Origin of the sequence: Pseudoselenomonas ruminantium, assembly GCF_900142515.1 — a bacterium.
GTDB lineage: Bacteria > Bacillota > Negativicutes > Selenomonadales > Selenomonadaceae > Selenomonas_A > Selenomonas_A ruminantium_D.
Window position 1 is genome coordinate 20,769 of sequence record NZ_FRBC01000030.1, and the last position, 10,324, is coordinate 31,092.

A 10,324-nucleotide genomic window follows, 5' to 3' on the forward strand; every position below is an offset into this window, starting at 1 on the left:
TTTCTTGTCTTACTTACAGATTTTTTGTATATTATTCCACTCTTAGCACACACACCCCCTTACATTCCGTGCATCCATTGCACTTTTGTCCATTTCAGAGAATTAAAAAGTTTTTCTTGTTACTTTTTTACGAAAATTATATCGAATTACTTTGTCTTGCGATAGTTTCACTGAATATGATACAATTTATCTTCACTGAAAATTTCAATTCCAACATTTTTATCATAGAAAGGATTTTATCTTGCGACATACTATCGATATTCCCCATACAGAACTTATCCCTGATCTGCTGGCCATCCTGCCCGACTGGTATCGAAGGCAGGCAGATGAGCGGGAGCTGCCCTGGCGCAGCTGCCCCGCGCCTTATCATACCTGGTTGTCTGAAATCATGCTGCAACAGACACGTGCCAGCGCTGTGATTCCCTATTATGAACGGTTTCTTGCCAGCCTGCCGGACATCGAGTCACTGGCTGCCTGCGATGATGACCAGCTGATGAAACTTTGGCAGGGCCTTGGTTATTATTCCCGGGCCCGGAATCTCAAAAAGGCCGCCATCATCATCTGTCAGGAATACAGCGGCCAGCTTCCGCAAGATTTCACTACACTGCTGAGCCTTCCTGGCATTGGCCGTTATACCGCCAGCGCCATCGGTTCCATTGCCTTCGGCCAGCCCTGGCCCGCCGTTGATGGCAATGTGCTGCGGGTCCTGTCCCGGGTATTGGCATCGGCGGCCGATATTGCTGCCCCTGCCACGAAAAAAGCCCTGGAAAATGCCCTGGCACCTCATTACCCCAGCGGCACCATTGCCGGTGAGCTCAATCAGGCCTTTATGGACCTGGGTGCTACCATCTGCCTGCCTCACGGCCTGCCGCACTGTTCCTGCTGCCCCCTCGCTCGAATCTGTCTGGCTCATGCCGAGGGTTTGGAGCTGGAATTACCCCGCAAGAGTTCCACCCGCCAACGCCGTCAGGAAAAACATACCGTACTCCTGCTCCGTCAGGGAAATGCCATCGCCCTGCATCAGCGCGAAACAAAAGGTCTGCTGGCCGGCCTCTGGGAATTCCCCAACCTACCAGGAAAACTCACAAAAAAAGAAGTCGTGGACTGGCTGAAAGAAAATGGCTTGACCGTAGAGAGCATACAAGCACTTCCTCCTGCCAAGCATATTTTCTCCCACATTGAATGGCAGCTTTCCGGTTGGTTGATAAAACTTCCTGCCGCCGACACTCTGACGATTCAGGAAAACCATCTGCCCTTTGTCTGGGCAAGTTCACAGCAAATTGCTGAACGCTTCAGCCTGCCATCCGCTTTCCAATACTATTTTCCATATATTCAAACAAAATAAGCCAAAAACAGCAGGATTTTTTTCAGCAAACACGAATAAGGAAAATATGGATATAGGGATACTGATAAAGCATTTGAGAGGTGTTTGCATATGTTCAAATTTTTCGATGGCCCCCAACGAGCTGAAGCGGCTGCTCCAGTTCCTCTTTCGCCGACAGTCACTGAACTCTCCGATATCAAAACAGCCTATCTGTCAAAAAGTGAACTTACCGCTCTGCGGCTGAAAGATTTGGTTGATGTGGCTGAAGGCGCCGCCATGGTTATTGGCTTTGTGTCTCCAGATCTGGATGTATCGGAAGTCGCCCGTCTGATAAAAGCAGAAATCCCATCCAGTACGAAACTTTTGCTGATGACTACTTCCGGAGAGTTGTGCCGTCCCCAAGGCAGTCAGACTCTCTACTGTGATGCTCCCGAACATCGAGGAAAAGTCCTCCTTCAATCCTTCTCCAAACGCATGATTGAAGAGACTTACACCATGCATATCCCTCTGCCAAACAATGACCTGCGCAGTGGTTCTGTAGAAATGACCATCAACGACCGCGTAGAAGCCATCCGCCGTGAAATCGACAAACATCATATACCATTCCGTTTAAGCATTGCCCATGTTTTTGCTATGGTCTATATCGATGGTGTATCCAGTTGTGAAACTTTTGTTGCTCAGGCAATGTTCTCTTCGGGCAAGTTTCCCATTCCCTTTATTGGCGGCAGTTCTGCTGGCAATCTGGACTTTGCTCATACCTATATCTATGATGATAACCAATGCCTGGAAAACCATGCAATCATCACGCTCGTGCGCTTACGCAATGAGTTCCGTTATGGTATCTTCAAGACTCAGGCGGTCGAACGAACCGATACCTCTTTTCTTGTTGGCACGGCCAACAGTGCCCTGCGCTATGTGGAAACGGTGGAATCGCCTGAGGGCGAAATCCCCATCATCGATGCCCTCAAGCAGCATTTCCATGTAGAGACCTTAGCCGAAGTACAGGCAAAAATGCAGGATTACACATTCGCCACAGATATCAATGGAGAAGACTTCATCCGTACTCCTGCCAGCTTTGACGAAGCCAACAACCGCATCAGCTTTTTCTGCGATGTAGTGACCGGTGAGCGGCTCTACCTGATGAAGCGGGTATCTCTTGCCAATTCCCTGTCACATGATCTACGGGACTACAATAAAAACAAGCCTGCCCCCATTGGCGGTATCCTGAATGACTGTATTCTGCGCCGTCTGGGCTACCCTGACGAAATCAAACATATCGATGAATTCAAGGATGTTCCCGTAGCCGGTTTTTCCAGCTTCGGTGAAATCGCAGGGCTTCATGTGAACGAAACCCTGACGGCTATCTTCTTCTATCGTGTACCCGCCGGTACCACTTTTGCCGACAGTTACATTGATAATTTTGCTCACATCTATGCCCACTGTCATGCATTCTTCTACAACCGCATCATCGACAGACAAAATCACTTGGACAAACTCAAGGATAATCTCATCAGCATGTTCCAGGATTATCAATCTAAGATGCCAGATATCGTCAAGACCATCATGCATATGTCCAAGGACGTAGATATGATCCAAAATGCCATCAAGCAACTTTCCAGTGGTATCGATGAACAAAATGAACTTTTCAATCAGCTCATGGATCAAAATCGGGAAATCACACCGAAACTGGATATGCTCTCTCAAAGCACCCAGAAAATCGACGACGTCATGAAGATGATCAACGAGATTGCCGCTCAGACAAATCTTCTGGCCTTGAATGCTGCCATCGAAGCTGCCCGGGCCGGAGAGGCAGGACGTGGATTCTCTGTTGTGGCTCAGGAAGTGCGGAAACTGGCTGAAAACACCCAGACGAATCTGCATGTTTCTGATGAGGCCATCAGTTCTCTGCTTCATGATGTAAGCGAAATCGACAAGATTCTCATCGACAACAAAGATTTTGAACAGCAAATCAATGAATTTGATGAGAACTTCTCCAAGCAGATGAAAGATCTGCACAAAAGCCTCAACGAAGGCATCACTCATATCCAGAAATCCACCCAATCCATCAAAGATCTTGAAGCCATCAATAATCGCACGAGTCTGGAAAGGGAAAAACTCACTACTACCATTCACAATATCGAAATGGGAATCTGAACGTCAAAAGGAGGCTTGACCGAAGTAAAGGTCAAGCCTCCTCTTTTATGACAATCTGCCATAACTTTACGAAGCAAAATTATGTTCGGCATACGCCTTTATGAATTCAATGAACTGCGTATCTACTGTAGATAACCCTTTGCAAAGCCCCCAATTGAGCGATACTTGCACCTTTAAATCCGGCTTCAGCGGACGACGCACAAAAATTTTTTCTGTCCTGGTTACAAAATTCGGCAGAATGGATATTCCCATACCATTAGCGACCAGCTGCTTAATGGTTTTTATTTGCGCCGTGCACAGCGTTATCTTCGGTGCAAATCCCGCTTTTCGGCAATGCTCATATACTTCCCGATACTGATACGTATTCGGATGCTGCATGATAAATTTCTCATTCTGCAGATCCGAAAACAGTATTTCCTTTTTATTTACCAGGCTGTGTTTTGCGGGAAGGCAAATGCTCATGGAATCCAACATGATCATCAATTCATTTTCTGCCACATTTCCCGGCTTGCCCAAAACGATACCAAAATCCAGTTCTCCCTGATCGATACGCTTGCGCACCTCCTCGGAATCACTGAATTCCTGCACATCAAAATTAACGTTGGTAAAAACCTGTTTGAATTCCGTAAATAGATCCGGGAAAAGATAGGCTTCAACCATTGGCGGAATACCAAAATGTATCGTTTCACGTTTGTCGCGGCGATAATGTTCCATATCTTTCAGCGCAATGTTCGCTGCTTTCATGATCCGCTGCGCATGAAACAAAAATGCCTTTCCCTCTTCTGTCAAGTGCACCTGCTTCTGACTCCGGTCTATGAGCGTCAACCCCAATTCTGCCTCCAGCGCTTTTATCGCCTTGGTTACGGATGGTTGCGACACATGCAAAGATTCAGCTGTTCGTGTAAAGTTCCTTAACTTACTGATTTCACAAAAATACTCTAACTGCCGAAATTCCATAAACTGTGCCCCCATATATATAATTCAGTTCTATGTGCCTTTGCTTATCTTTATCTATGCTAGGCAATACCCCATGTAGTATTATACTATAACCTTAAGTTATAATCCAGTCCATTCCTGCAGGAATTCGTTTTCCATTCAAAAAAGGTAACTTTTGAGCGATTCACAAGATGCTTCGCCACTCAAAAGTTACCTTTTTTAAACTAGTTGGGATCAAATCTATTGGCAGCATTTTCCAATAAATCGTCACGACGCCTTTTGGACGCTGTAAAATAATCATAGACAGATTGTCTGTCCTGATTTTCACAAGCCGTAATCACTTGACCAATGATCTGTTGCAGTGTCTTCAGATTCGCTGCAATAGCCTTGCTATTAGTCATACAGATATCCGCCCACATATCGGCGTTGGATGAGGCAATACGCGTCGTATCCTTGAAACCGCCGCCAATCAGCTTGATGCAGGACTCCATATCGCCGCCGGACTGATTGAGCAGTGTGACCAATGCTGCAGCCGCCACATGGGGCACATGGCTGATGACCGAAGCACAGCGGTCATGCTTGGCAATATCTAAGGTCGTGAAATTGGCACCTGTATGTTTCAGCACACTCATCAGCTTATCATGTGCCTCTTTTGGTGCTCCAGTATCTTCCACAATCACATAGGCCTTGCCCACGAACAGGTCTTTCTGTGCCGCCGTGACACCGCTCTTTTCCCGCCCAGTCATGGGATGACCGGCGATGTAGTAAATATCCTCCGGCAATATCTTTTGCAGATGCTGCCAGATATATTGCTTGGTACTGCCGGCATCCGTCAGTATCGCCCCTTTTTTCAGATAGGGCAGGATCTTTTCCACCATGGGCACGATCTGAAGCACCGGCGGACTCAGGAAGATGATATCAGCGTTGCCCACTACGGCTTCAATGTCCGCAGAGGCAAAATCCACTGCTCCCAACTCCATGGCCTTGTCCATGGAAGCCTGTGTACGGCAGAGGCCCGTGATATAGATATCCTCCCCCAGCCTGTCCTTGAGACAAAGGCCCAGGGAGCCGCCAATCAGGCCCACGCCGATGATGGCCAAGGTTAGTCTCTCCTGTTTCATAGGCTTATACCGTGCGCTCCATGACGGCAGCAATCTTGCCCAATTCGTCCATCAGGCGGTTGAAATTCTTGGGCGTCAGGCTCTGGTCACCATCGGAAAGGGCCACTTCCGGATGGGGATGCACTTCGATGATCAGGCCATCACAACCAGCAGCCACTGCCGCGCGGGCCATGGGCTGCACCATCTGCCAACGGCCAGTGCCATGACTCGGGTCAACGATGATGGGCAGGTGGGAAAGTTCCTTCACAGCAGCTACAGCGCTGAGGTCAAGGGTATTGCGAGTAAAGGTCTCATAGGTGCGGATACCGCGCTCACAGAGGATGACCTGTTCGTTGCCGCCTGCCATGATGTACTCAGCAGCATTGAGCCATTCGCTGATGGTGGCCGACAGGCCGCGCTTGAGCATAACCGGCTTATCGGCCTTGCCCAGAGCCTTCAGCAGCTGGAAGTTCTGCATGTTGCGGGCACCCACCTGATAGAGGTCAGCGTATTTGCCTACCAGTTCCAGATCATCCTTGTCCACGATTTCCGTGACCACTTTGAGGCCGACCTCATCGGCCACCTGCCGGAGCATCTTGAGGCCATCTTCTGCCAGTCCCTGGAAATCATAGGGGCTGGTGCGGGGCTTGAAGGCACCGCCACGCAGGAACTGGGCCCCGCCGGCCTTGACGGCCTGGGCTGCTTCCCTAAGCTGTTCGATGCTCTCCACGGAGCAGGGCCCTGCCATCACCACAATCTGCTGGCCACCGACTTTCACGCCATCCACGTCCACGATGGTATCTTCGGGGTGAAAATGACGGCTGACCAATTTATATTTTTCCGTAATGCGGACGGTCTTTTCCACGCCGTCCATCATATTCATTTCCAGATTCGCGATTTTCTTCTTATCGCCAATAACACCTACGATGGTTACTTCCTCACCTTCTGAGATATGCGTCCTCAAGCCGGCGGCTTCCACCTTCTTGACAACTTTCTCTAAATTTTCTTTTGTTGCATTGGGGCTCATTACGATAATCATGTCCATTCCTCCATAATAACATAATATAAAGAAAAAATTCAAACAGAAAAAGCCCGCCCCTCACAGGGACGAGCTGTTATACCCGTGGTACCACCCTGCTTGCCAGTTGCAAGCCTCTCTTTTCGGATACATGCATATCCTAGCCTCTGATAACGGTGGCATTCCGGCGCGGCCTACTAAATCCAAATGATTTTTCAACCGGCTGCTCAGGAGTGTATTTCAAAGGTTCCCTCTATGGCGTTACACCAACCCGCCACTCTCTGCAAGATCTCTGCCTCTTACTTCTCTCCGTCTTCGCATTTTTCTTGTTGTTTGATACTATATCAGTTTATCGTAATATTGTCAACCATCAAACGAAAAAATGTATAGTTTTTCCATTATGAGTGAACTTTTATTTCAAACTTTTACCATAGCGATTTCATCGCAGTTGGGAAACTTGGGACAATCAATGCATTCTTTCCAAACCTTATGGGGCAGTTCTTCTTTGTTTATGACCTCAAACCCCAACGCTTTGAAGAACTCCGGTTGATAGGTCAGCGTGAAATACTTCTCAATGCCCAAAGCTTCCCCATCTTCCAGCAGGCGGCGGACAATCTCAGCCCCAATTCCCCGGCGGCGCTTATTTGGCGATACCGCCATGGTGCGCACTTCCGCCAACCTGTCCCAAATCACATGAAGGCCGCCTACACCGGCCAGACTGCCATCATCATCAATGGCCACCACCATATCCCGCAAGGTCTCATAAAGGGTATTGCGGGAACGGGCCAGCATTACGCCCTGCTCAGCGTAATCGGCTACCAGTTCATATATTGCCTCTACATCGGCAAATGTTGCTTTCCGATAAATCATGCTCTCATCTCATTCCGTATAAATTGCGATAAATTGCTGATACCTGCCTGATGCCTCTCCCACCGCTTTGCGGCCCCCCTCTTCACAGGGGCGGGCTTAAACTGCGGCAGGGCAGACTGCTGCCAGCGGGCATTCGTCGCATAAGGGCTTGCGAGCCTTGCAGACGTTGCGGCCATGCCAGATCAGCCAGTGATGGGCCGCCGACCATTTTTCCTTGGGAATGGCCTTCATCAGGCCTTGTTCCACTGCCAGCGGGGTATCCCCTGTAGCCAGTTTCAGCCTATTGGCCACGCGGAACACATGGGTATCCACAGCAATGGCTGGCTCACCAAAACCCACGCTCATGACCACATTGGCGGTCTTGCGGCCCACACCAGGCAGTTCCTGCAATTTCTGGAAATCAGCCGGCACCTCGCCACCATATTGCTCGCAGAGGATCTGGCAAGTGGCCATGATGTTCTTGGCCTTGTTGCGGAACAGACCGCAATCCCGTATTTCCTCTTCCAGCGCCGCCAGGCCCATCTCCAGGATGGCCGCCGGTGTAGCCGCCTTCTGGAAAAGCCTTGCCGTGGTAACATTCACCCGCTTGTCCGTACATTGGGCAGAAAGAATCACGGCAATCAGCAGTTCAAAAGGATTGCGGAAAATCAGGGCAGGTTTGGCCTCCTTATAGACTTCCCCTAAAATGCGTATCTGTTCTTCCTTAATCTTTTTCGTAACACGCATAATACTCTCCTACATCAAACTACGAAAAAAGCCTCCCCCATGGGGGAGGGTTGAAATACGCCAGTGGCATATTTCTGGCAAGGCAGTAAAAGGAGTACAAGACAATAAATTCCCTTTGCCCCTTTCGTCAGCCTGCGGCTGACACCTTCCCCCTAGGGGCAGGCTATTTCGTTGCAATTGTATATCTTCGCTTGTTAATTCGTCAGGCTCCGAATCGGTGCCGGGATGCGGCCGCCGCGGGCGATGAAGGCTGCAGAGCTGTACTGATTGCGCACCGGTACGATTGGGCAGTACCCCAGAAGACCGCCGAATTCCACCATATCGCCAACTTTCTTGCCCGGTACAGGAATGACGCGGACAGCCGTGGTCTTGTTGTTGATCATGCCAATAGCGGCTTCATCGGCGATAATGCCGGAAATCGTAGCGGCACTCGTATCGCCCTCAATGGCAATCATGTCGAGGCCTACGGAGCAGACACAGGTCATGGCTTCGAGTTTTTCAAGCGACAGACTGCCAGCCTTGATGGCGTTGATCATGCCCTCGTCTTCGCTGACGGGAATGAAAGCACCAGACAAGCCGCCTACATGGGAAGAAGCCATCAGGCCGCCCTTTTTCACGGCGTCATTGAGGAGTGCCAAAGCTGCCGTCGTGCCCGGAGCACCACAGGACTCAATGCCCATCTCTTCGATGATGCGGGCCACGCTGTCGCCTACGGCCGGCGTCGGGGCCAGAGACAGGTCGATGATACCGAAAGGCACGCCGAGACGCTTGGAAGCTTCCCGGGCTACCAGCTGGCCTACGCGGGTAATCTTGAAGGCCGTCTTCTTGATGGTCTCTGCGATTTCCGTGAAATCTGCGCCCTTCTTGGCTTCGAGGGCATGCTTGACCACGCCAGGGCCGCTGACACCAACGCTGACCACCTTATCCGCTTCGCTGACACCATGGAAAGCACCTGCCATAAAGGGATTATCCCCAGGTGCGTTGCAGAATACCACGAGCTTGGCACAGCCCAAAGCATCATTATCACGGGTCAGTTCAGCAGTGCGCTTGATGACCTCGCCCATCTCCCGCACGCAGTCCATATTGATACCGGTCTTGGTGGATCCCAGGTTCACGGAGGAGCAGACCACGTCCGTCGTAGCCAAAGCCTGCGGAATGGAGTTGATCAGGATGCGGTCACCATTGGTGAAGCCCTTTTCCACCAATGCAGAAAAGCCGCCGATAAAGTTGACGCCGATTTCTTTGGCGGCTCTGTCCATGGCTTCAGCCACAGGCACATAGGAATCCGTCTTGCAGGAATCTGCGGCAATGGCAATCGGCGTTACCGATACACGCTTATGGATGATGGGAATGCCGTATTCAGCTTCAATCTCCTCACCGGTCTTTACCAGAAACTCTGCCGACTTGGTGATCTTGTCATACACATTGCGGCAGAACTGGTCAATATTGGGGTGCGCGCAGTCCCGCAGGGAAATGCCCATGGTAATGGTACGCACGTCCAATTTATTCTCGGTAATCATCTCATTGGTTTCAATGATATTGTCTATGCTAATCAAAAAACTTTCCTCCTAATGGTAAGCAATCGGCCAAACAGTCAACAGTCAAATCAGATATTGTGCATGACATTGAAGATATCGGCATGCTGCGCCTTGATATCCACATTGATTTCCTGACCACTTTCCTTGAGCTTCTTCTGCAGGTCTACCAGCTTGATCTTGCTGCTGCTGATTTCAGCAATCAGGATCATGTTGAAATAGCCATCGAGGATATTCTGATTGATAGACAGAATGTTGACATTGTTCTCGGCTAAGATCTGGCTAACCATGGCGATAATACCTACACGGTCTTTGCCTACGACTGTTACTACAAGTTTCATTTACACACTTCTCCTTAATCATATAAATTCACTCGCCCATTGTGTAAACATAGAACAATGTGTCAACACAAATTAGCTTTAAAAAACTACTTTTTTCATTATAGCGCAGTTGAGCAAATTTTGCCATAGGCAAAATATACAAAGTTTACAGTTCGTCCCCACCTATAAATTGCAGTTTGTTGACGAGTTCGTGCTGAAGGTATCTCGTTCATACGCTGTCGGGGTTCACGGGGGAGTGCTTTTTCTGTTTCCGCTAAACGACCCTCCCTGTAAGGTTAGAGCTGTTTAGCTGGATTGCGCCGGGCAGGCCAGCGGCGCGT

Annotated in this window: 9 protein-coding genes and 1 other annotated feature; of the genes, 2 read left to right on the forward strand and 7 right to left on the reverse strand. The window is 49.5% G+C overall.

Annotation, left to right across the window (positions count from 1 at the left end; genetic code table 11):
* Positions 1-241 precede the first annotated feature (241 nt).
* Both mutY and BUB68_RS15735 read left to right on the forward strand, forming a co-directional pair.
* The gene (mutY, locus tag BUB68_RS12865) at positions 242-1,345 is read left to right on the forward strand and encodes an A/G-specific adenine glycosylase (protein ID WP_081372009.1); all 1,104 of its coding nucleotides are present in this window, start codon (positions 242-244) and stop codon (positions 1,343-1,345) included.
* A 90-nt stretch (positions 1,346-1,435) separates the two neighbouring features.
* Positions 1,436-3,478: a methyl-accepting chemotaxis protein gene (locus tag BUB68_RS15735; RefSeq protein ID WP_073092137.1), complete on the forward strand. Its 2,043-nt coding sequence runs from the start codon at positions 1,436-1,438 to the stop codon at positions 3,476-3,478.
* A gap of 66 nt (positions 3,479-3,544) precedes the next feature.
* Here the strand turns inward: BUB68_RS15735 and BUB68_RS12875 are convergent, their stop codons facing one another.
* The 7 genes from BUB68_RS12875 to BUB68_RS12905 form a co-directional block, all read right to left on the reverse strand.
* Entirely contained in the window at positions 3,545-4,435 is an 891-nt protein-coding gene (locus BUB68_RS12875) for a LysR family transcriptional regulator (RefSeq protein ID WP_073092140.1), read from the reverse strand.
* Between the two features lie 203 nt (positions 4,436-4,638).
* On the reverse strand, positions 4,639-5,535 hold the full coding sequence (locus tag BUB68_RS12880) for a prephenate dehydrogenase (protein ID WP_073092143.1): 897 nt from the start codon (positions 5,533-5,535) through the stop codon (positions 4,639-4,641).
* 4 nt (positions 5,536-5,539) lie between these two features.
* Entirely contained in the window at positions 5,540-6,553 is a 1,014-nt protein-coding gene (aroF, locus tag BUB68_RS12885; protein ID WP_073092145.1) for a 3-deoxy-7-phosphoheptulonate synthase, read from the reverse strand.
* Positions 6,554-6,614: 61 nt separating this feature from the next.
* Positions 6,615-6,857, reverse strand: a binding site (T-box leader).
* Positions 6,858-6,949: 92 nt separating this feature from the next.
* Positions 6,950-7,402 carry an N-acetyltransferase gene (locus tag BUB68_RS12890; protein WP_073092148.1) on the reverse strand — a complete coding sequence of 151 codons (453 nt, stop codon included), beginning with the start codon at positions 7,400-7,402 and terminating at the stop codon, positions 6,950-6,952.
* 96 nt (positions 7,403-7,498) lie between these two features.
* Positions 7,499-8,128, reverse strand: coding sequence for an endonuclease III (gene nth, locus BUB68_RS12895; protein WP_073092152.1), 630 nt, complete (start codon positions 8,126-8,128; stop codon positions 7,499-7,501).
* 194 nt (positions 8,129-8,322) lie between these two features.
* The gene (locus tag BUB68_RS12900) at positions 8,323-9,684 is read right to left on the reverse strand and encodes a PFL family protein (protein ID WP_073092155.1); all 1,362 of its coding nucleotides are present in this window, start codon (positions 9,682-9,684) and stop codon (positions 8,323-8,325) included.
* Between the two features lie 50 nt (positions 9,685-9,734).
* Entirely contained in the window at positions 9,735-10,004 is a 270-nt protein-coding gene (locus tag BUB68_RS12905) for an ACT domain-containing protein (protein WP_014424149.1), read from the reverse strand.
* Between the last annotated feature and the right edge of the window lie 320 nt (positions 10,005-10,324).

Excerpts from the sequence above, each read along its gene's own strand:
- BUB68_RS12905 (WP_014424149.1), bottom strand. The coding sequence starts at position 10,004 with ATGAAACTTGTAGTAACAGTCGTAGGCAAAGACCGTGTAGGTATTATC.
- BUB68_RS12890 (WP_073092148.1), bottom strand. The coding sequence starts at position 7,402 with ATGATTTATCGGAAAGCAACATTTGCCGATGTAGAGGCAATATATGAA.
- BUB68_RS15735 (WP_073092137.1), top strand. The coding sequence starts at position 1,436 with ATGTTCAAATTTTTCGATGGCCCCCAACGAGCTGAAGCGGCTGCTCCA.
- aroF (WP_073092145.1), bottom strand. The coding sequence starts at position 6,553 with ATGATTATCGTAATGAGCCCCAATGCAACAAAAGAAAATTTAGAGAAA.
- BUB68_RS12875 (WP_073092140.1), bottom strand. The coding sequence starts at position 4,435 with ATGGAATTTCGGCAGTTAGAGTATTTTTGTGAAATCAGTAAGTTAAGG.
- nth (WP_073092152.1), bottom strand. The coding sequence starts at position 8,128 with ATGCGTGTTACGAAAAAGATTAAGGAAGAACAGATACGCATTTTAGGG.
- BUB68_RS12880 (WP_073092143.1), bottom strand. The coding sequence starts at position 5,535 with ATGAAACAGGAGAGACTAACCTTGGCCATCATCGGCGTGGGCCTGATT.